18 protein-coding genes are annotated in these 21,058 nt (G+C 69.3%); 6 read left to right on the plus strand and 12 right to left on the minus strand.

Annotated elements, in window-relative coordinates; translation table 11 throughout:
* Positions 1-55: 55 nt before the first annotated feature.
* The gene (locus tag QF035_RS12890; RefSeq protein ID WP_055616113.1) at positions 56-370 is read right to left on the minus strand and encodes a DUF5955 family protein; all 315 of its coding nucleotides are present in this window, start codon (positions 368-370) and stop codon (positions 56-58) included.
* A gap of 223 nt (positions 371-593) precedes the next feature.
* Between QF035_RS12890 and QF035_RS12895 the strand changes: the two genes are divergently transcribed.
* Positions 594-1,193, plus strand: coding sequence for a nucleotidyltransferase family protein (locus QF035_RS12895; protein ID WP_307520338.1), 600 nt, complete (start codon positions 594-596; stop codon positions 1,191-1,193).
* Between the two features lie 202 nt (positions 1,194-1,395).
* The gene (gene aceB / locus QF035_RS12900) at positions 1,396-3,030 is read left to right on the plus strand and encodes a malate synthase A (protein WP_307520340.1); all 1,635 of its coding nucleotides are present in this window, start codon (positions 1,396-1,398) and stop codon (positions 3,028-3,030) included.
* A gap of 21 nt (positions 3,031-3,051) precedes the next feature.
* On the opposite strand, the gene QF035_RS12905 is transcribed toward aceB, so the two are convergent.
* The 4 genes from QF035_RS12905 to QF035_RS12920 all read right to left on the minus strand — a co-directional run bounded on the left by QF035_RS12905 (position 3,052) and on the right by QF035_RS12920 (position 5,404).
* Positions 3,052-3,333 (minus strand): SelT/SelW/SelH family protein, encoded by a 282-nt coding sequence (locus QF035_RS12905; RefSeq protein ID WP_307520341.1) that lies wholly within the window; start codon positions 3,331-3,333, stop codon positions 3,052-3,054.
* Between the two features lie 62 nt (positions 3,334-3,395).
* Entirely contained in the window at positions 3,396-4,310 is a 915-nt protein-coding gene (locus QF035_RS12910) for a HipA family kinase (RefSeq protein WP_307531087.1), read from the minus strand.
* A gap of 183 nt (positions 4,311-4,493) precedes the next feature.
* Positions 4,494-4,883: a tyrosine-type recombinase/integrase gene (locus tag QF035_RS12915; RefSeq protein ID WP_307520343.1), complete on the minus strand. Its 390-nt coding sequence runs from the start codon at positions 4,881-4,883 to the stop codon at positions 4,494-4,496.
* 290 nt (positions 4,884-5,173) lie between these two features.
* Entirely contained in the window at positions 5,174-5,404 is a 231-nt protein-coding gene (locus QF035_RS12920; RefSeq protein WP_307520345.1) for a helix-turn-helix transcriptional regulator, read from the minus strand.
* A gap of 145 nt (positions 5,405-5,549) precedes the next feature.
* Here QF035_RS12920 and QF035_RS12925 point away from each other — a divergent pair, with 145 nt between their 5' ends.
* From QF035_RS12925 to QF035_RS12940, 4 genes are all read left to right on the plus strand, one after another.
* Positions 5,550-6,278: a TetR-like C-terminal domain-containing protein gene (locus QF035_RS12925; RefSeq protein WP_307520347.1), complete on the plus strand. Its 729-nt coding sequence runs from the start codon at positions 5,550-5,552 to the stop codon at positions 6,276-6,278.
* A 41-nt stretch (positions 6,279-6,319) separates the two neighbouring features.
* Positions 6,320-7,474, plus strand: coding sequence for an MAB_1171c family putative transporter (locus QF035_RS12930; RefSeq protein WP_307520348.1), 1,155 nt, complete (start codon positions 6,320-6,322; stop codon positions 7,472-7,474).
* A 279-nt stretch (positions 7,475-7,753) separates the two neighbouring features.
* Positions 7,754-8,194: a helix-turn-helix domain-containing protein gene (locus tag QF035_RS12935; protein ID WP_307520349.1), complete on the plus strand. Its 441-nt coding sequence runs from the start codon at positions 7,754-7,756 to the stop codon at positions 8,192-8,194.
* A 13-nt stretch (positions 8,195-8,207) separates the two neighbouring features.
* Positions 8,208-8,786: a toxin gene (locus QF035_RS12940; protein ID WP_307520350.1), complete on the plus strand. Its 579-nt coding sequence runs from the start codon at positions 8,208-8,210 to the stop codon at positions 8,784-8,786.
* 13 nt (positions 8,787-8,799) lie between these two features.
* On the opposite strand, the gene QF035_RS12945 is transcribed toward QF035_RS12940, so the two are convergent.
* From QF035_RS12945 to QF035_RS12975, 7 genes are all read right to left on the minus strand, one after another.
* Complete coding sequence (locus tag QF035_RS12945) at positions 8,800-12,228, minus strand: aminotransferase class I/II-fold pyridoxal phosphate-dependent enzyme (protein WP_373466943.1); 3,429 nt, start codon at positions 12,226-12,228, stop codon at positions 8,800-8,802.
* 70 nt (positions 12,229-12,298) lie between these two features.
* On the minus strand, positions 12,299-13,240 hold the full coding sequence (locus QF035_RS12950; RefSeq protein ID WP_307520352.1) for an NAD-dependent epimerase/dehydratase family protein: 942 nt from the start codon (positions 13,238-13,240) through the stop codon (positions 12,299-12,301).
* Positions 13,241-13,348: 108 nt separating this feature from the next.
* Positions 13,349-14,431, minus strand: coding sequence for a 3-deoxy-7-phosphoheptulonate synthase (locus tag QF035_RS12955; RefSeq protein ID WP_307520353.1), 1,083 nt, complete (start codon positions 14,429-14,431; stop codon positions 13,349-13,351).
* 381 nt (positions 14,432-14,812) lie between these two features.
* Positions 14,813-15,973: a sensor histidine kinase gene (locus tag QF035_RS12960; protein WP_307520354.1), complete on the minus strand. Its 1,161-nt coding sequence runs from the start codon at positions 15,971-15,973 to the stop codon at positions 14,813-14,815.
* A gap of 54 nt (positions 15,974-16,027) precedes the next feature.
* Positions 16,028-16,720: a response regulator transcription factor gene (locus tag QF035_RS12965; protein WP_307520355.1), complete on the minus strand. Its 693-nt coding sequence runs from the start codon at positions 16,718-16,720 to the stop codon at positions 16,028-16,030.
* 169 nt (positions 16,721-16,889) lie between these two features.
* On the minus strand, positions 16,890-17,717 hold the full coding sequence (locus QF035_RS12970) for a helix-turn-helix transcriptional regulator (protein ID WP_307520356.1): 828 nt from the start codon (positions 17,715-17,717) through the stop codon (positions 16,890-16,892).
* A 431-nt stretch (positions 17,718-18,148) separates the two neighbouring features.
* A complete protein-coding gene (locus QF035_RS12975; RefSeq protein WP_307520357.1) occupies positions 18,149-20,902 on the minus strand; it encodes an AAA family ATPase in 2,754 nt (917 codons plus the stop codon).
* Between the last annotated feature and the right edge of the window lie 156 nt (positions 20,903-21,058).

The following is a 21,058-nucleotide window of genomic DNA, read 5'->3' on the forward strand; positions in this document are numbered from 1 at the left end:
CGGCTCGGGACCGGCGACCTTGAGCGCCGGTTCGGGACCGGCCGCCTGAGCGGTCTCAGCGCCGGGGTGGCTCGCCGAAGAGTTCCACCGCGCTGCGTACGCCCGCGAGTCCGGCGGCCAGTGCGCTGACCGAGCCGATGGAGCCGGCGATCAGGAGCAGTGAGCGGCGCAGACGCGGCACCTCCGGCATCCCGGTGACGGCCATCGCGGCGAGCGCCGCGAGCTCGTCCTCCGCGATGCCGCGGTCCGGGAACTCGGCCGGATGCGCGGCGAGTTCGCGGCGCAGCCTGGACACCGCGGTCCGCAACTCCGCCACTCTCGGATCCTCGTCGCTGCCGGTCACTGACCTCTGTCCCAAGCTCCGCAACACAGCTCTCCCCCTCGCACGTCTTTGTGCGCGATTCGTCGTGCCCGCTCCGCGCCGCCCGCCCAAAACCGCCCCGCGGCGTTGGTCAGGCGCCCAGGGACGCGGGACAGTAAACGCCACCCGATGCGGTGGGCGCCACCACGAGGACCGAAATTCAGTCCCCGGACACCGCGAGGCCCGCGGGGGTTTCGGGGCACGCCCGCCCCCGGTCCGGTATGCAGGGGTAATGACGGAGAACAACGAGCAGGTCGCCGGGCTGCTGCTGGCCGCCGGCGGGGGCCGGCGTCTCGGCGGGCGCCCCAAGGCGCTGCTGACCCACCAAGGACACCCTCTCGTCGAACACGCGGCCAGAACACTGCGGGCGGGCGGCTGTACCCGGATCCATGTGGTGCTCGGCGCCGGCGCGGACACCGTGCGCGAGCGGGCCGTGCTGCCCGGCTGCGTGCTCGTGGACAACCCCGAATGGGCGCAGGGCATGGGCTCCTCGCTGCGGGCCGGCCTGGACTCGCTGGCCGGTACGGGCGTCAGGGCCGTACTGGTCTCGCTGGTGGACCAGCCAGGGATCGGGCCGGAAGCCGTGGCCCGCGTACACGCCGCGTACGAGTCCGACGAGACGCTCGCGGCGGCCGCGTACGACGGGAAAAGAGGTCACCCGGTGCTGTTCGGCGCCCGCCACTGGGCGGGGATCGCCGCGACCGCGACCGGGGACCGGGGGGCGCGCGCCTATCTGAAGGCACACGAGGACGAGATCGTGCTCGTCGAGTGCGGGGACGTGGCGCAGCCCTTCGACATCGACACGGAGAGCGACCTGGTCCACCTTGAGTGAACGGGGTGGCACCGAGCGCCACATTCCCTCGAAGCGGAGAATCTCGACGTCAACAAATTATTGAACTTCCACCATGAGGAAACTACTATCCACTGTTCAGAAGCGTCCGGCTCTCCTCCGGGTCCCGTCGGCCGCTTCAGGTTCCGCCGGCACCCGGTGCCGCGGCGTACTCACGTCAGCTCGCTGAAGGAAGTGACAGTTCATGTCCGCACCAGCGCCGTCCCCGCTGGCCATCGTCGACGCCGAGCCCCTGCCCCGGCAGGAAGAGGTCCTCACCGACGCGGCCCTCGCCTTCGTGGCCGAGCTGCACCGGCGGTTCACGCCCCGGCGTGACGAGCTCCTCGCCCGCCGTGCCGAGCGCCGCGCCGAGATCGCCCGCACCTCCACCCTCGACTTCCTCCCGGAGACCGCCGCGATCCGCGCGGACGACTCCTGGAAGGTGGCCCCGTCGCCCGAGGCCCTGAACGACCGCCGCGTCGAGATCACCGGCCCGACCGACCGCAAGATGACCATCAACGCCCTCAACTCGGGTGCCAGGGTGTGGCTCGCGGACTTCGAGGACGCCTCCGCGCCCACCTGGGAGAACGTGGTCACCGGCCAGGTGAACATGGCCGCCGCGTACACCCGCAGCATCGACTTCACCGACGAGCGCACCGGCAAGTCGTACGCCCTGAAGGCCCCCGAGGAGCTGGCGACCGTCGTCATGCGCCCGCGCGGCTGGCATCTGCACGAGCGTCATCTCGTCGACGCCGAGGGCACTCCGGTCCCGGGCGCGCTCGTGGACTTCGGCCTGTACTTCTTCCACAACGCCCAGCGCCTTCTCGACCTCGGCAAGGGCCCGTACTTCTATCTCCCGAAGACGGAGTCGCACCTGGAGGCCCGCCTCTGGAACGACGTGTTCGTCTTCGCGCAGGACTACGTCGGTATCCCGCAGGGAACCGTCCGCGCGACCGTCCTGATCGAGACGATCACGGCCGCGTACGAGATGGAGGAGATCCTCTACGAACTCCGCGACCACGCCTCGGGGTTGAACGCGGGCCGCTGGGACTACCTCTTCTCCATCGTCAAGAACTTCCGTGACGGCGGGCAGAAGTTCGTCCTGCCGGACCGCAACGCGGTGACGATGACGGCCCCGTTCATGCGCGCGTACACCGAACTCCTCGTCCGCACCTGTCACAAGCGCGGCGCGCACGCGATCGGCGGCATGGCGGCGTTCATCCCCTCGCGGCGCGACGAAGAGGTCAACAAGGTCGCCTTCGAGAAGGTCAAGGCCGACAAGGACCGTGAGGCGGGCGACGGCTTCGACGGATCGTGGGTGGCCCACCCGGACCTCGTCCCGATCGCGATGGCGTCCTTCGACGCCGTGCTCGGCGACAGGCCGAACCAGAAGGACCGGCTGCGCGAGGACGTCGACGTGAAGGCCGCCGACCTCATCGCCGTCGACTCGCTCGACGCGAGGCCCACGTACGACGGACTCGTCAACGCCGTCCAGGTCGGCATCCGTTACATCGAGGCCTGGCTGCGCGGTCTCGGCGCGGTCGCGATCTTCAACCTGATGGAGGACGCGGCGACGGCCGAGATCTCCCGCTCGCAGATCTGGCAGTGGATCAACGCGGGCGTCGAGTTCGAGCACGACGGGAGCATGGTGAAGGCCACGCCGGAACTGGCCCGCGAGATCGCGGACCAGGAGCTGGCCGACATCCGCGCCGAGATCGGCGAGGAGGCCTTCGCGGCCGGCCGCTGGCAGCAGGCCCACGACCTGCTGCTCACGGTTGCACTCGACGAGGACTACGCGGACTTCCTGACCCTGCCGGCCTACGAGCAGCTGGCCGGCTGAACCGGAACACCTTCAGACGCCTCACTTCTCCGAGTGGCCCAGGGACTTCTCCGGGGCCACTCGGTCGCGTACGAGGCGCTTCACGGCCGTCGGCTCCGGGAAGCCCTGCTCGCGGCGGTCCCAGACCACCTCGTCGTCGACCCGCACGACGAAGACGCCGCCGGTGCCGGGCTTGAGCGCGAGCTCCGTCAGCTCCTGCTCGAAGGTGGTGAGGAGTTCCTGCGCGAGCCAGGCGGCGCGGGGCAGCCAGCGGCACTGGGTGCAGTACTCGATCTGAACGCGGTGCGTGTTCCCAGTGGTCACGTTCTCAGTGTTCACGTTCTCAGTGTTCACGTTCTCAGTAGTCACGTGACCATTCTCGGCGGTCATCCGAGGTGTACCGACCCGTCGTGTTCCACCGCCGGCTTGCCGTGCAGGTCGGGGACCTGCTTGAGCCAGTCCGGCCGGCCCCGCCGGGTCTTCGCCGCGCGGTCCGCGTCCTCGGCGGCGAGCTGCTCGCGGGTGGGGAAGTCCGTGGGGAGCCAGGCCGCGGAGGCCCTGGCGCGGGCGAGGAGATAGCCGACGTACGCCTCACGGGCCTCGTCCGGGGTCGCGAAACCGGGCTCGTCGGCGAGCCACGCGTCGGGCACCTCCGCCGTGATCGCGCGCAGCAGTTCCTCTGTCACCTTGGGCGCGAGCTCGGCGTCCGCCGCGCGGGTGTCGGGGGTGTGGCCGCCGAGCGCGTGCCGCCGGAAGTCGTACGCCTTCTCCGGCTCGGAGGCGTCCCAGCGGTGGTGGAAGACCAGGGCCGCGCCGTGGTCGATCAGCCACAGCCGAGGGGGCGCGAAGCCGAGCGTGGGCCAGATCATCAGGTTCGAACTGTGCGTCGTACGGTCCACGTTGACCGTGAGGGCGTCCAGCCAGATGATCCTGCCCGCCTCCAGCGGGTCGACCGGGAACGTCTTCGCGACCTCCGGAGTGAAGTCCTTGGCGCCGGACAGGTAGTCCATGCCGAGATTCAGGCCCGCGCTGGCCCGGAGCAGGTCCTGGACCTCCTGGTGGGGCTCGTGCGCGCCGACCGCCGGGTCGAAGTCCACCAGCACCAGCTCGGGGAACCGCAGTCCGAGGGCGCGCGCCAGCTCGCCGACGATCACCTCGGCGACCAGCGCCTTGCGCCCCTGCGCCGAGCCCGTGAACTTCACGACGTAGGTGCCCAGGTCGTCGGCCTCGACGACTCCGGGCACGGAGCCGCCGGAGCGCAAGGGTGTTATATAGCGGGTCGCAGCAACCTCTCTCATCATCTCCAAAGGCCCCACAGTCCAATTGCCTTACATTCCACGGCGAGCTCCAACACGGTGCAATCCGGGAAAACCTTCCCGCTCACCCCTGGGGAGAATCTGGGGAGTTTCGGCCGGCGTGCAGATCTCCCTGCTTCGCCAGCAGTCCGTCGATGGCCGTGCGCCCCTCGCTTCCGGCCTCTGGCATTAGTGAGCATAGTAACCGAGGGTGATCGTCGGCGAGGAGTGCCCGAGCCACCGTGCCACGGTCACTACGGACTCTCCCGGCTCCAGCATGATCGAGGCACAGGTGTGCCGCAGCACGTGGAAGCCATCCTTCGGCGCCGCCTCCCCCTGCCAGTCCTTTGCTCCCTTGGCACGCGGCGGGATGATGCCGGCCTTGGCCAACGCGGGCTTCCACGTGCAGGTGTTCCACGTGTTCACCGCAATGGCGTCGCCGAATCGTGTGGTGAGCAGCAGAGAACGCCTGAGCTCCTCGTCCACCGAGGAGGGCATGTCGACGACATGGGTCTTCTTCCCTTCGGCAGGGTGAAGTACAGCCTCGCCCTGACGGAGCCCGCGTCCCAGACCGAGCAAGAACGGAGGAGAGCTCGGACAGGATGCCACGCCGGTAGTCGACACCGAGGAGACGGTTGACTCCAACTTGGCTGTGTACGCACGCAGATCCGACGCCGTGATGTTCCTGAGGGGGCGTTGGCTCAGGTGCGGAATGATGTGAGGGTGCGCGCTCCGCTCCTGGTTGTCCTGGGTCTTCGGAACACCGCCTCTGCCCGGCGCCAAGTGCATCGCGATGTAGTCAGCCGGAGTGATGGATCCGTCGCGCGGGTCCACGATTTCGCCGCGCGGCGCTCAACGCGTACGGAACGTCAGGCGCCGAGGTGCCTGCGCTGCTGAGGAACTGCGCGCAGCGGGTTCAGGGCCAGGTTGGAGCGGGAGTCGGCCTGCTCCTGCTCACGAATCCAGGCGTCGAGGGCTTCCCGCCGGTACATGACGCGGCCGCGGGGGCCCATGCGGAAGCTCGGCGGGCCCTGCCGCCGGTGACGCCAGACGTAGAGGGTCTGCGGCGAGAGACCGATATGGGCGGCCGTGTCCTTCACGGTAAGGAATGCGGCGCGTATGGCGCTCGTAGGGGCGGGTACGGTCGAAGAGACAAGCCGGGATGTGGCCGAATCACAGCGCATGGCCGGGCAGCTCTGGCGACCGCGCTTAATGACCGTTGCGGTCGACCGGTACGGTTCGGCCATGGATGTTTCCGGAACGAGCGCCACCGCTGAGAACTCCAAACCAGCGGCGGTCATCAAGGTTACCGCGCGCCAACTGCTGGTCAAACTGGGCGCCGGAGGGCTGTCCCTGGATGCCGTTGCCCGTGACAGCGGTCTTGCCGTCACCGATATCGAAGCCGTGTTCCCACATCGGGACGACCTGCTGACCGCGCTGGTCATCGACGCCTACAACGAGTCCGGTGCCGCAATGGAGCGGGCCGATCAGGCCGCAAGGGACGCCCACGCGTCGGCCGGCGCGCGGCTCCTCACGGTGACTCGCGCACTGCGGCAGTGGTCCTTCGACAACCCCGCCGAGTTCACGCTGATCTACGGCTCACCCGTTCCCGAGTACCACGCCCCGCAGGACACGGTTCCGACCGCTTCGCGCACCCCCGCGGTGCTGGCCGGCATCGTGCGTTCGGCACTGGAGGCCGGTGAACTCACCCCGCCCCGCCGGGCGGTGCCCGGGCCGCCGCTGCTCCTGCCGGAGGCCGTGCAGCTCTTCGGCGGCACCCCCGAGGCTCCGTTCTCGGACATCATCGAGCGCGGCATCGTCCTGTGGAGCAATCTGATCGGGCTCCTGGTGTTCCAGGTCTTCAGCCGTACCCACGACAGCGTCCGGGACGAGAGCGCGTTCTTCGACTTCGCCATCGCCGTGGCGGCCGAAGGCATCGGCCTCGAGGTTCCCCTGGACGAGACCACCGACTAGACCGCTCGCCGCGTACGCGGCGCCCACGGGGGAATCAGATCGTGAACACCACCAAGACCCTTTGCTTCGTCATCGCGGCGCTCTCGTCGTATGCCGCACTCGTGTACCGGCTGTGTCAAGTGAGAAGCAACTGGCGGGACAGTGCCTACCGCACGCTGGTGGTCACTCTGCTGCTCCAGTCCCTCACGTTCACGATGGGTGCCGTCGCCATGGGAAGCGACAGCTTCCTGGGAGTCGGCAACCTCGCCATCCTGGTGATGCACGTCTCGGCGGTCGCCTTCTGCGTCAGCGCGCAGATCATCCTGCTGCGCTGGGCGGCCACCGCCGAGGAGACGACCCGGAAGGCCCGCTACTGGCTGATCGGCGGCATCGCCGTCAATGCGCTGCTGATCGCACTCTTCTTCATCGCCGACGGCTCCGACCGGCCGGCTTCGGACTTCAACACCGGCAGCGGCCAGCCGCTGATCCTCACCTACCTCTTGGTCTTCATCGTCTCCCAAGCGGTTCCATGCGTCACCATCTTCCGCCAGTGCGGCCCCTACGCCCGCATGACAGGCAAGGTCTCGCTGCGGCAGGCTCTGCAGCTGCTCTCCGTCGCCGCGGTGATGCTCTTCCTCTATTGCCTCGCCAGGACGGTCAACATCCTCACCGCTGCGAGCGGGATCGACATCGGCGTCTGGCAGGTCGCCGCTTCTGTCTTCAGCGCGGCGGGCATCATCACCCTCTCGCTCAGCCTGACGATCTCCTCCTGGTCGGCCTCGGCCACCAAGGTGGCCGCGTGGGCGCGCAGCTACCGGTCGTACCGAGCCCTCTACCCGCTCTGGCGGGATCTGTACGAGTCCTCGCCCGACATCGTCCTGGAGCCGCCCGGGGGTTCGGTGTCCGACCTCAACTACCGGCTCCACCGGCGGGTCGTCGAAATACGGGACGGATGGCGGGACCTGCGCCCCTACATCGACCGCGCCTCCAACGGCATCGGCGGAGCGGACGCTGGGGCGAGTGAGGAATCCCGGCAGGCGCTCGCCGAAGCGGCGCAGATCAGACAGGCTTTGCTCGCCAAGCGCACGGGCTCCGTCCCCGATGACAACAAGGACGCCGGCGACTTCGACGACCGCGACACAGACAACTTCACTGCGGAGGTCGAATGGCTCACCCAGGTCGCATCCGCCTACCGTAGGCTCGCCAGCACGACATGAGAGGTCCCGCCCGGTCTCTCCCCCGTCAGGCCGGGCGGGCTGCCCCTGTTCCCCCGTTGTTTTCCTTTTTCCTTGTCCGACCGGGCACATGCGCCCCGGTCGGGCAAGGCCGACATGACCAGCAATCAACTTGGCTACCCCCGTAACCCAAGTTAGCTGCCAGCTATCGGCGAGATCCAAGGTGTCGCGGTCTCGGCCGATTGTCAACTAGCGGCTAATCTGCAAAACTTGCGGTTAGCTGAGGGCGAGTCCGAGGAGGTGATGGAGGGAGATTTCGAGATGTCCGAGACTGACGACCGGCCTGTGCTGGCTGTGCGTCTGGATAACCTCTTCAAGACGGTGCGCCCCAAGGGCAAGCACTGGACCAACGCCGAGGTGGCGGACGAGCTGAAGAGGGTCAACCCCGAACTCAGGGTCGGGGGTGTGTATCTCTCGCAGTTGCGGACGGGTAAACGCTCCAATCCCTCACCGGACCTCCTGGCGGCCCTGGCCCGCTTCTTCGGAGTGTCGGTCGCCTACTTCTTCGACGACGAGGTCGCCGAGTCGGTCCTCAGCGAGGTCGCCGCCATCGAGGCCCTGCGCCAGGCAGGGGTGCGCTCCGTGGCGATGCGGGCGGCCGGAATGAAGAAAGAGAACCTCCAGGCCATCACGGCCATCATGGACCAGTACCGGCAGATGCAGGGGCTGCCGCCCGTCACCGACGCCTCGGCCCAGGAGTGAGGGGAGCAGGCGAGTGAAGGGTGCCTGGAAGGCACGGTCGGCCGATCACGACCGGCGCAGTCAGCTCAGGAAGCTCCGGAAGGGCGGCGCACAGCGGATCGCCGAACTCGATCTGCCGGAAGTGGCCGATGTGGCCGAACTGTGCCGCTACCTCGGCGAGATCCGCGACCGCCCCATCACGCTGGTCCCGCTGCAGATGCCCGCGTCACACCCGTGCGGTATGTGGGTCGCCGCACGCGACGAGGACCTCATCTTCTACGACGCCAACACGACCAGCGCGCATCAGGAGCACATCATCTTGCACGAGCTGGGCCACATCATCTGCTGCCATCGCGGGGCGGGTTGGCTGGACGAGGCGAGTGCCCTCCTCCTCTTCCCCAACCTCGACCCCGACCTCGTGCGTGACATGCTCCTGCGCGCCACCTATGACGACGTTCAGGAACAGGAGGCGGAGGTCATCGCCTATCTCCTCTCCCAACGGGTGGGCAGCGCCGAGGAAGGGCATGGCGTGCCCCCCGCCGCGGAGCCGGGGGAAGACACGGAGTCCGAGGAGAACGCCATGCTCAGCCGGATCGAACGCACCCTGATCTGACGTGGGTCGCCAATCACCCGGCCGACGCCACCTCCTCGGCCAGGATCGACACGGCCTGTCGGATGTCGTCCTCACGGTGTTCGCTGGTGACGAAGAACCGCAGCCTCGAGAGCCCCTCCTCCACCGCGGGGTGGAAGATCGGATCGGCGATGACACCCCGGTGGAACAGCCGGTCCGCAACGCGCAAGGTCCTCGCCGAGTCGCCGAGGACACACGGCACGATCGGGGTGTTGGCACTGGAGCCCGTCGCCAGACCGGCCGACACGGCCAGGGCGAGGAAGCGTTCCGCGTTCCGCCGCAGCGTGCGTACCCGGTGCGGTTCCGCGATGATCAGCTCGGTGGCGGCCAAGGCCGCGGCAGCGTTGGCCGGAGTCAGACCGACGCTGTAGACGAAGCCCGGCAGCGTGTGCCGCAGCCACCGCACCATCCGTGCCGAGCCGCCGAGGTATCCGCCGCAGCTGGCGAAGGCCTTGGAGAGGGTGCCCATCCAGAGGTCCACGTCGGACCGGTCGACGCCGAAGAACTCGCCGACGCCACGGCCACGTTCGCCCACCGTGCCGATGCTGTGCGCCTCATCGACCATCAGCAAGGCGCCGTAACGCTTCTTCGCCTCGATCACGGCGGGCAGGTCAACCAGGTCGCCGTCCATGCTGTAGGCGCCCTCGACGGCGATCAGTACCCGTCTGAACCGGGACCGGTTGAGCCGCAGCAGGTGTTCCAGCCGTTCGATGTCGTTGTGGGGGAACGGGCGTCGTGCCGCCCCGGACAGTGCGCAGCCCTGGAGAATGCTGTCGTGGGCGAGCGCATCGTGCAGCACGAGGTCTCCCGCGCCGACGAGGTGACCTATCGCGGTGACATTGGTGGCATGGCCGCTCACCAGCGCCAGGCAGTCCCCGACACCGAGGAAGTCGGCGAGCGCCCGCTCCAGCCGTACGGTCAGGTCCCGTTCGCCGGAGAGCACCCGGCTCGCGGACACCGAGGTCCCGTAACGCTCCACCGCCTGGTGCACGGCCTCGTTGACCGCCGGATGGCCGGAGAACCCCAGGTAGTTGTAGCTGCCGAAGGACATGTACGTCCGGCCGCCGATCACGGTCCTGTCGCGGATGTTGCCCTCGTGGACCCGGAAGTACGGGAAGTCCGCACCGCTGCCGACGACCGCGTCCACGCGCTCCTCGAGCTGCCGGACCTCCGGGAAGTCGTCGACGCTGGCGGTATCGGCGCCCCAGTCCGCCCGCGTCGGCTGGGGCAGGAGCTCGCCGGGGGCCGTCGGCTGGGTGAGGTGCGGATCGACCAGCTCGGTCAGCCGCTCCACGGTGAGGCCGGGCGAGAACATCTCCTCGGTGCGGAAGCCCCCGGGAACGCGCTTGCCGATGCTGACCTCCAGCTCCTGCAGCATCAGGGAGTCGAAGCCGAGATCGGTCACCAGCGCCATCCGCTCGTTCAGGTCGGAGACGGGGATGACGCCGGCCCGCGACACCTCTTCGAGGACGATGGATGCGGCGTAAGCGCCATGGGCTCGCGCCACCGCGGGCGCCGTGGGTGCCGCCTCCGGCGACGCGACCGGCCGGAGGAGATCATCCCCCACCGCCTCGAGGGCATGGGAAGTGCCCCCATCCTCACGAGCCGACTCGTCCACCACCCAGTGGCGGCGCGGAGCAAGCGGGCTCGGCGGCAGGGTGTACGGGGGTATTCGCTCCGTCAGCGGACGCAGACCCGAGCCTGTGACGGCACGCTCCGCCAGGTGCGTCAACGCGGCTGTGCGTGCCTCGGCGGACAGCGAGCCTGGTGTCGGCACGGCGGCGGCCTCCGGCAGCTCACCGGGCGGCACCGTGCCGACCACCTGTCCCGGGGCGAGATGGCCGGTACGGCCCGCCGCCACGGCCTCAGCTGCCACGGTGAGCTTGGTGGCGGCGTCAGCGGCGTCCTCCGCCACCACGGCGAGGCGTTCCGCGAGGGGAGTCCGGCGAGCCAGAGTGTCCGCCACCCCCGCCAGCGGCAGCTGGTCGTCGGTGATGGTGTGTGCCAGTTCCTGGGCGTAGCGGGCCAGACCGGCCCGGTCTCGGGCGCTGAGCACCAGCAGGTGCGGTCCACCGTCCGGTGCGGGTCGGGACGGTGCCGTGGTGCACTCCTCGACCACCAGATGGACACCGGTGCCGCCGAAGCCGAAAGCGCTCACCCCCGCCCGGCGCGGCTGCCCGGATTCCGGCCAGTGGGTCGGCGATGTCGGGACGATCAGCCTCGCGGCGTCGAGCGCGGGCCCGGCGGCCAGGTCGAACTTGGGCTGCGGGGGGATCATTCCCCGGTGCACGGCCAGGGCCGTCTTGATCAGTCCGGCCATCCCCGCCGCGCCGAGCGAGTGCCCGAGCACCGCCTTCGCCGAGCCGAGGAAGGCGGGTGCGCCCCGCTCACCACGCAGTTCGCGCAGGGCACCGACCTCGATCGGATCGCCGACCGTGGTCGCGGTGCCGTGCGCCTCCAGGTAGGCCACCGAGTCGGGGCTCAGGTCCGCATCGCGGTAGGCCCGGCGCAACGCCCGGACCTGACCGGCCGCCTGGGGATGCATGCCGCCCGGCACCGTCCCGTCATTGGCCGTTCCCACGCCCCTGATCACCGCATAGACCCGGTCGCCGGCCGCCAGCGCATCGGCGAGGGGCCGCAGCACCAGGACCCCGGCTCCCTCTCCCAGGACGAAGCCGTCGGCCTCCGCGCCGAACGGCAGGCACCTGCCGCTGCGCGAGAGGGCACCGATCCGGCACAACCCCACCAACAGGTCGGGGGTGAGCAACAGTTGGGCGCCGCCAGCGAGCGCGATGCGAGTTCGGCCCGCACGCAGTGCGAACACGGCGTTGGCCACGGCCATGAGTCCACCGGAACACGCCGAGTCCAACGCATAGCTCTCACCATGCAGATCGAAGACCGAGCTGATCGTGTTCGGCCCCATGTTCAGCAGAAGTCCGGCCACGGACGTACCTTGCAGCTTGTCGACCGCGCGGACCATGTCGAACGACCGGGGATCGGTCGCCCGCGCCCCGAACTCGCCGCCGGCCAGCTGACGCATCCGGATCTGCATGGTGCTGATCTCGCGGTAGCCGCCCTCGGTGAGCGCGGTGATCACCGAGGTCTCCTCGCGGTCGAAGCCGTCGGCTTCCCACCCCGCATCCTGGATCGCCTCACGGGCGAGATCGATCAGCAGCCGGCCTTGAGGGTCCATCGCTCTCGCCCGCCGCGGCGGGATGCCGTAGTGCGCCGTGTCGAACTCGGCCACGTCCGGCAGCAGCGCCATGGTGTTCGTGTAGGCCGCGGACGCGTCACGGAAGTTGTCGCTGAGGAAGGTGGCGGTACGCCACCGTGAGTCCGGGACCTCGGTGAACTGCGGCTGCGGAGCAGTCAGCAGCCGCCAGTACTGGTTGATATTGCGCGCCCCCGGAAACCGGCAGGCCATCCCCACAATCGCGACGTCATCGCGCCGCGCCCCCGTTGAACCCACTAGAACTCCTTCGTTCTCACAGAGGTCATCTGGTGTTCGCCAGTCGCTCACGCCACCAGTCGGCCGTCGCCTTGACCTGCTCGTCGACAGGCGTGGCTCGTACGGTGAACTCGGCTTCGTAAGCGCTCGAATCGACTACGAACGGGCGGTCGAACTGATAGCGGACTTCCTTCAATTCGCGGATCAACGGGGAGAAGAGTGACGCGAGGCCCAGCACGGTCGGCGGCAGTCCGCGCACGGCGACCGCCCCGACTCCCGCCTCGGCGGAGAGGCGGTCGACCATCTCCCGAACGGACAGCGCGGGCTCTGTCGGTACGTGCCAGGCCCGCCCCCAGGCCCGTTCCTCGCCCGCGACCTCGACCAGGGCCCTGGCCACATCGGGGAGGTAGCTCCAGCTGTGCGGGGTGTCCGGATCCCCGAGTGTGGAGACCGGCTTGCCGCGCAGCAGTGGTGGCATGACCCGCCCGGCCAGGTGCCCGCCGTCGGTCACACCGGGCCCGAAGAAGTCCGAGGCCCGCACCTCGACCGCCTTGATCCGGCCCTCCTCATGAAGTGTCCGCGCCTGCTCCCAAACAGCGGCGCGCACCCGGCCCTTGGTGCCGGTGGCCGCAAGCGGCAGGTCCTCGGTCATGGGGCCGTCCACCGGGCCGTAGCCGTAGAGGTTGCCCAGCATGACCAGGACGGCTCCGGTCGCCTCGGCCGCCGCGCAGAGCGACGAGGCCAGCGGTGGCAATTCGCTCGCCCACCGTGGATAAGGCGGTGCGGCACAGCTGTAGATCGAGGACGCTCCCCGCGTGGCCTCGATCAGCCGCTTGCTGTCCGTCGCGTCCAACGCGACGTGCTCGATGCCGGGTTCCGAGTTGCGGCCCGACTTGGTGATGACCCGTACTGAATGCCCCTGCTCGGCCAGCAGCCGTGCGGTGGCCGCCCCCGCGGGTCCCAAACCTATGACGACAGAAAGGCTCACATCCGCACACTAGCGCGAGAGTGGGTAACGCCTGTGTCAGAAGAGATGTCACCTGGCGGTGGTTGCCTACGGTCTCGGCCAGCTTCACCGTGGACCTGTCGCCGAGCTTCAGCGTGGAGCGGGATGAAGCCCCATGGCGCTCCCCCGGTACAGCTCCGCGACAAGAAAGGCCAGGTCCAGTGCCATGGAACCGTCTCCGGTCAGATCGACGGTGAGACCGGCGGGGTGGATGCCCAGGGCTCGGTGAACCTCGAAGCAGGCGGTGACCTCGTCGAGGATGTCGTCGAAGCGACGGTGTCGAGGACCGACGGGTGCGGGGTCGCAGATCCAGCCCACCTGGTGGTCTTCGGCCGTGACCTTCTCGACGAGCGCGGGAAGTTTGTCTCGCAGCGTGGCGGGGCCCATGCGTACGAGGAAGGTCAGCCGACCGGGTTCCCTGGCCGGATTCAGCCGGTCGAGCAGACCCAGCGCGTCATCGGGTCCCGTCCCGGGGCCGATCTCGACGCCGAGGGGATTGCGGATCGCTGCAAGGTAGTCGAGGTAATCGCCGTGGGCCCCCGGGCTGTTCCAGATGTGTTCGCCGGTCCGCACGAAGTGACGCGAGGTGTTGTACAGCTGTCCGGTCCGCGAGTCGACGCGGGTGAGCGCAGACTCGTACGCGAGCGGCACGCAGGCATGGGAAGCGAAGAACTCGACCGTGGAGAGCCCCGCGGGGTCCAAGCCGCAGGCACGCATGAAGGCCAGCGCCCGGTCGATCTCGTCGACGAGCGCCACGTGGCGTCCCCGAGCGGGCGAGCCGGCTACGAAGTCCCGGTTCCACTCGTGCACTTGGCGCAGGTCGGCGTAGCCGGTGGTGAGGGCCCGCACGAGGTTCAATGTGGCCGCGGAGACCTCGTACATGCGGACCATGCCGGACGGCTCCGGGTCCCGGAAGGGGATCCTGCCGATCTTGACCACCGGTACGGAGGCGGCGTACGTCAGGACCAGGGCCATCTGCAGCAGGGTCCGGAGTCGGGCCCGGATCACATCGGCGGTCACCCCGGCGCGGTCACGCCCATGGACTTCGCCCTGCAGGAGGACCGCCTCGCCGCGGGCGACCCGCGCCAGGCGCACGCTGAGCAGATCGCACTCCCCCGCGAACACCAGGGGCGGGTACGAGCGCAGCCGCGCGACGGCCTCGAAGTCGGTCATGTCCACCCCTCAGCGTCACGGGACCTGCCGGAGGTCTCGCCTGTCGGCTTCCGTTCCACTTCCTCGGTGCCCGACCGTAATTCAATGGCCGTATGGGACGGCGCGATCCTGGCGGCTTCTATAACATTTCCCAGGATTCCCAAAAGGCAGTACGGCGGCGACCGCGGACATCGCTTTTACCCGCTCAACCGCAGGACTCGGCAAGGGAATTGACGGTGGTGCCTCTACCGGGCCTACAGGGTGATCCCCTACTTGTCGCCCGATGTGCGAGGTGGCTAGGCTCGCGGATGCGCCAGCGGCTTGACGGAATGGACTCTCGGCGCATGGTCGACAATTCAGGCGAGCGCCCGGGGGCAGAATTGGTTTTCGGAATGGTGGCGGTCAGCCGGACTTCTGCAACGAAGACCGCGCGGCGCGCCTGGTATCGGTCCGTGGCACGTGGAGTGCCACACACAGTCCGTGCGGTTCGACGGCCGCGAACGTCAGTTGTCCACCCATGACCGCCGCCATCTCACGGGCGATGCTCAGGCCCAGTCCCGTACCGGGCGCGTCCCGGGTCGTGGAGCCACGCCAGAAGCGGTTGCCGATGTGCAGGAAGTCGGCCGGGGCGAGCCCGGGGCCCTCGTCACTGACCTCGATACTCGTCATGGTTCCGTGGTCCCGCAAGCGTACGGTGATCCGCCCGCCCTCCGGACTGAACTTGATGGCGTTGTCCAGCACGGTGTCCAGGATCGAGCCGGCCAATGCCGCGTCGGCCAGGATGACGGCTGGGAGCCCGGCCGCCACGTCCAGCGAGACCGACCGGTGTTCGGCCTGCGGCCGCCATGCCGTGACCCGGTCGGCCACCAGGTCCACCGCGTCGACGGGACCCGGCCTCACCGTGAACGCGCCCCGGGCGGAGGCGAGGTCCAAGAGCTGGCCGAGCATGATGTCCAACCGGTTCATCTCCTCGCGGATCAGCTCCACCTCCTCCCGCCCCTTGCCTTCCAGGCTCAGGGAGAGCATCTCCATACGCAGACTCAGCACGGTCAGCGGGTTGCGCAGTTGGTGCGAGGCGTCCACGACGAAAGCCGCTTGTTTCTCCATGGATGCGTGGACCGCGTCGGCCATGTCGTTGAAGGCGCTGACCACCCGGCGTACCTCGAGCGGCCCCTGGTCGAGCGGCGGCACCCTGCTGGTCAGGTCGCCCTCGCCGAGCTGCCGGGCCGCCCGCTCCACCTCGCAGAGCCGGCGCTGGGACCGTCTGATGCGGGACGCCACCAGGAAGACAGTGGTCACGACGAGCAGGTCGGCGAGCCCGATCAGCCCCACCGCGCGGCCGACCTCGACCAGCGTCCCGCCGACGGACAGGAAGAGGTTCTCGGCAGCGAGCACTCCCAAGTGGTGCTCGGGCCCGTCGAGAACGAGTGCGAGGTGCCCCGCGGCGCCGGCACCGGTGAGCAGGTACGGGAGGAACGCGGCGGCCATGGACGCGACGTACATCGGGAGATGCTCGACGCCGCACAGGGGGCGGGAGACGGCTGAGGACACGGTCAGGGACACAAGGACACAGCACACGGCGACGACTGCCGCACACCCCGGACGGAACCTCATCGGCTACGCGCGCCCGGTGACAGACAGTCGGTAGCCCACTCCTTCGACTGCTTCGAGCATATAGGGCACGCCGATCCGCTCGCGCAGTGCGGCGATCGAGCGCGGCAGCGTGGCCTGCACGGTCGTCCGGCGGGCCCGCAGGATCTCGTCGACGAGCTGGTCTGCGCCCAGGGTCTCGTCCGGTCGGCGGGCCAGGGCCACCAGGATGCCGAACTCGTCTTCCGACAGCTCGGTCGGGGAGCCGTTGACCAGCACGGCGTGTTCCCGCAGGTCGATGCGCACCGGCCCGGCCAGGACGAGATCCCCGGGCGGTGCCTCGGCGAGGGGTGGCTCGGCGAACCGGCGACGGCGTATCACCGCCCGCACCCGGGCCAGTACTTCGGCCAGGTTGTAGGGCTTGACGAGGTAGTCGTCCGCGCCGAGGTCGAGCCCCCGCACGCACGAGCCGTGGTCCGCGCGGGCGCTGGTCACCAGAATCGGCACCGGGCTGGCCGCCCGAATCGTGCTGCACAGGGTGAAGCCGTCACAGTCGGGCAGGCCGAGATCGAGCAGTACGGCATCCGGACGGATCCGCTCCAGAAGGTCGACCGCGGCCTTGCCGGTGGTCGCGCACACCGCTTCCACACCCTGTTGGATCAATGCGGCCTGCAGGGCCGCGGACACGCGTTCGTTGTCCTCAACTACCAGTAATTTCACGTTTCCCCCGCGAGTGTTCAGAGCCTGACGCCGAGTCGGTGGCCCCGCCTGGGCACTCGTCCATGCGATGCCTTCGGCGTCACGGTCATGGCTCACCACGCAGTGGCTACCCGGTTAGCTAGTAGCTACCACGCAGTGGCCCACGATAACTGGCGGTATGGAGCGGCGTCTATGGCCGTCGGGCTTGCATACCGGCTTCGCCCCGCGCGCGATCGGTTCCCTGACGCCCGGGACGGACGTACTCGGGGAGGATGCTGGGTGGCCAGCAGCCGATGCTGAACATGCCCATCGAGTACGCCTTCGCGGCGAGCGCCGTGCGGTTGGGCACCTTGAACTGCCGCAGGAGAAGGCTCACGTGGTACTCGACGCCCTGGCGGCTGAGGAACAACTTGGCCGCGAGCCGCACGGTCGGGTCCCCCGCCGCCACACCCTCCAGCACCTTCGCGGTGAGGGGCGTCAGCCTCCACTGGGAACCGACGAGCGCCTGATGATCGTCGGCCGCCTCCTCCGGCGTGAACTGAACCAGGATCATCTTGACCTTGCCGACCGTGTCCTCCACCGGGAACGCGGCGAGCTTGCCGGAGACCGCGGTGTCGTGGAACCACATGGTGATGGACCGGCCGACGAGGCGCGCGTGGTGCCCCTGGACGAGCCGGCCGAACTGTCGCAGCACGTACTGCCGCACGCTCGGGTGCAGGAACTCCGCGAAGCCGCGCTCGCAGATCTCGTCGTGGCGCCGGCCGCACTGCGCGCTGAAGGCGCTGTTCACGGACCGCACCCGCAGGGTCGGATCGAGAATCGCCAGGCCGATACCCGAGCGTTCGAACAGCGAAAGGACAACATCGCCGTATTCGTCACTCCGGATCTCCGCATTGACCAAGGGAGATTCCAGGTCGTGCAATTCATCGACAGAACTGGGTGAATTTCTTGGAATGAGGGATATTCCCCCCACATTCTGCCGAATTTCGCTCCCCGTACCGCTCTCCGCAAGGATCATGTGCGCCACACCTTTCCCCGTTGTATTTTTCGGCGGGCGCTCGGCAGCCTAATGAGGCCAAAGCTCGGCGCGCAATGTGCGCCAGTGGCTCAGCACAACACTGTGGTCTCTCCGCACTGGTTCGGAGATCGTGCGGGTGCCCACATCGAGTGGTGCGGAACGAGCCGTCCGGACGCCGCCGCCCGGCAGGTGATCGCCGGACCGGAGCCGAATTCGACTGGCCAGATCACCAGTTTCCGCAGTTGGGCGGGGGAGATTACCGAGGAGTAGCCCGATCGGTGCACCGATCGGGCACCGAAGTCTGTTCCCCGCCCGAGCCCGATCGGGCGCCGGTCGGGTAAGGAAGTCTGGTAAATGCCAGATAAAAAACGAGCGGTGTTCCACTTATGCTCAGCGCCAATGATCGCCCATCCGCACTTTCTGACGGGGCGTCACAGTCTGTCGGACAGCGTTCCCGACCGGAAGGCTGCTTCCCCCGCCATACGACGTACGAACGGAACCAGGCCGGCCCGGCCCTCCACGCCAAGCCGCCGGTACAGCCCGGTCAGGGTCTTCTCCACCGCACGCCGTGTGACGCCGAGCTCCGCCGCCGCGTCCTGGTTGGTGTGTCCAAGAGCCACCAGCGCGGCCACCCGGCGCTCGGCGTCGCTGAGCCGTCCGCCGCCCGGCAGCACGACCCCGAGCAGCTCACCGTGAGGCGACCCGGTCCAGCGACGCAGCAGTGACGCTCCTGTCGCATCGGCGATCCGGTCGGCTTCGGCGAGGACTTCCGCGGAGCCGGGACGCCCGGCGGCGCGCAGCCGGTTTCCGTACGCTGTCAAAGCCCTGCCCAACTCCAGCGTGTTGGGACTCTCCCGGAGCACGGCAACGGACTCGGCGAGCAGCGACAGCGCATACCGTTCCCGCACGAGCGTGCCCCAGATGCGCAGAACGCGGCCCAGTGTGGTGGGCGATCCGAACGCGCGGGCCCGATCGCCCGCGCGGGCGAGGATTTCGAGCGCGTTCCCGGTCTCGCCGAGGCGGAGCAGAGAGGGCAGGCACCACAGCCCCATCGGGAAAAGCGTCTGATTGTGCCAGCCCGCCTCCTCGGTGCGGCGAACGGTCGCCAGCAGGCCCGCGACCGGGACGGGCGGTTCGGTTGCCGTGGCCGACGAGGCTCGCAGCACTTGAAGAGCGAGGCTGCGCATCGGCAATCCGGTGTCCCGTGGCTCGGCCGGCAGGGCCCGCAGTCGGTCGGCCAGCAAGGGATCGCGTGTCTCGGCCGCCACGGACATCAGCCCCAGTACGGCCAACCAGTCGTTGTCGTCCAGCGCGCCGGGGTCCGCCGCGCAGGCGTCCCGCGCATCCGACCAGGCGTCCGCGAGCCGGCCGGCGTGCAGGCCGGCCAGCGCCCGCCAGCCCAGCACCCGGGTCCGCTGCCGCTCGTCACCCCGCTGCCGCGCCGCTTCGAGGGCCATGTCCAGCCAACTGCGTACGGAGTCGTCCGCGCCGGCCGCGATGCCGCAGGCAATCATCAGTGAGGGCGCGGCGTACCCGGAGGCAGCTGAGGCCGGCTCGTGGTCCAGCATCCAGCGCACCAGTTCGGCGACTTCGGCGGCCCGCAGCCGTACACCGAGGGTCCCGACGAAGGCGAGGACCGCCACGAGTTCGCGCTGGGCGGCGGTACCGGCCCCGGGGCCGGGGTCCAGTTCGCGCAGGCGTTTGACCGCCGCGGCCGAGGCATCCGGGCCTCCGGACTCGAGCAGCCGCGCGCGGGCCTCCAACCGCAGGCCCAGGTCCACCGCTTCGAGGTCGGACGCCGGCACCGTGGCCAGCGTCGCCCGGGCGGACTCGATCATCTCGGACGCCGCCGGGGCGAAGACGAAAAGTGTCAGCGGCGCGCTCGCCACGACCGCGGCGCGTTCACGGGCCGAGGCCAGCAGCGGGATCGCCTGGGTGAGGTGCCGCAGCATGGCCGAGGTGTCGGTGTCCTGCTCCGCGTCGGCGAGGGCGGCCAGGAAGTCGCCGCGCTGCGGGCTGTCGGGCGGGCATTCCCGCAGGGCCCGCCGCAGGCAGCGGATCGCGAGGCCGAGGTCCCCGCGGCGCCGCGCGTCGTCGGCGGCCTCGCGCAACACCCGGGCGGCCTCGGGCCACTCGCCGGGGCCGACCTCGAGGAGGTGGGGGGTGACCCGCTCGACCGGGGAGCCCGAGGCATAGAGCAACTCGGCGGCGCGACGGTGCAATGTGGTGCGGTCATCGAGGGCAAGGCCCTCCTCGGCGATCTCCCGTACGCAGTCCCACAGCACGGGCGGCTCGCAGAGGTCCGCCACCCAGCCGAGCCGGTGCAGCGCCCTTTCCGCGGCGGCCGCTTCGGCCGGATCGAGGTCCGCGACGCGCGCGACGGTGCGCGCGTCGGCCACTCCGCCGAGGATCGCGGCGCAGTACGCGAGCCGCCGGACCGACTCCACATGGCTGCTCAGCGCCGCGGCCACGCGTCCCCGCAGGTGCCAGGGCGCCGGCCGGGCGCGGGCGACGGCGAGCAGTCGCGCGGGAGCGGGTGGCCGCGCCGCCTCCAGGCGGTCGAGCAGGGAGTTGACCAGCGTGGGGCTCCCGCCCGTCGCCCGCGTCCAGGCCCGGCCCGGTGCGTCGGCCAGGACGACGCCACGGTCCCTGAGCAGGGCGCGTACGCCGTCCACACTCAGTGGCCCCATCCGGACCACCTGGTCCGCGGCCAGCAACAGGTCCTGTACTCCGGGCAGTTCGGTGGCCGACTCGCCCTCGCACACCGTGACCACCAGGAGCAGCGGAGCGGGTTCCGGGTCGGCGAGCAAACGGGCCAGCCAGTCCAATGACGTCTCGTCGGCCCATTGCAGATCGTCCACCAGGAATGCCACGGGGGCGGCGGCCCGCTCTGCCGCGACGACCGCGTCGACGACAGCCGCCCGCCGCGCACCGGCGTCGAGATCGCCTTGCGGGAGGAGCCGGCCGACGACACCGAGGCTCAGCCCCTGGTCCAGGCGGCTGCCGCCGACCCGCCGTACGAGGAAGCCGTCCCGCGCCGCCACTTCCCCGACCGCGTCGAGGAACACCGAACGGCCCATGCCCGGCGCACCCGTGACCGCCACGAGCGTGGCGGCACCGTCGCGCACGTGTGCCATCGCCGTACGGATCGAGGCGAGAGGGCGTGCCCGGTCGTGGAGCGACACAGAGGACTCCGTTCACGGATGGGACGAAGCGATTCCGACCATGTCGAGGGCAGTTCGGCTCACAAGGCCGCCTTCATGGATCGTTTACACCTTCAACATGACACACAGAATTGCCATATCGTGTTCATTGTGAGCTCGAACCGATCAGAGCACATA

It is taken from the genome of Streptomyces umbrinus (assembly GCF_030817415.1).
In the GTDB taxonomy this organism is placed as follows: domain Bacteria; phylum Actinomycetota; class Actinomycetes; order Streptomycetales; family Streptomycetaceae; genus Streptomyces; species Streptomyces umbrinus_A.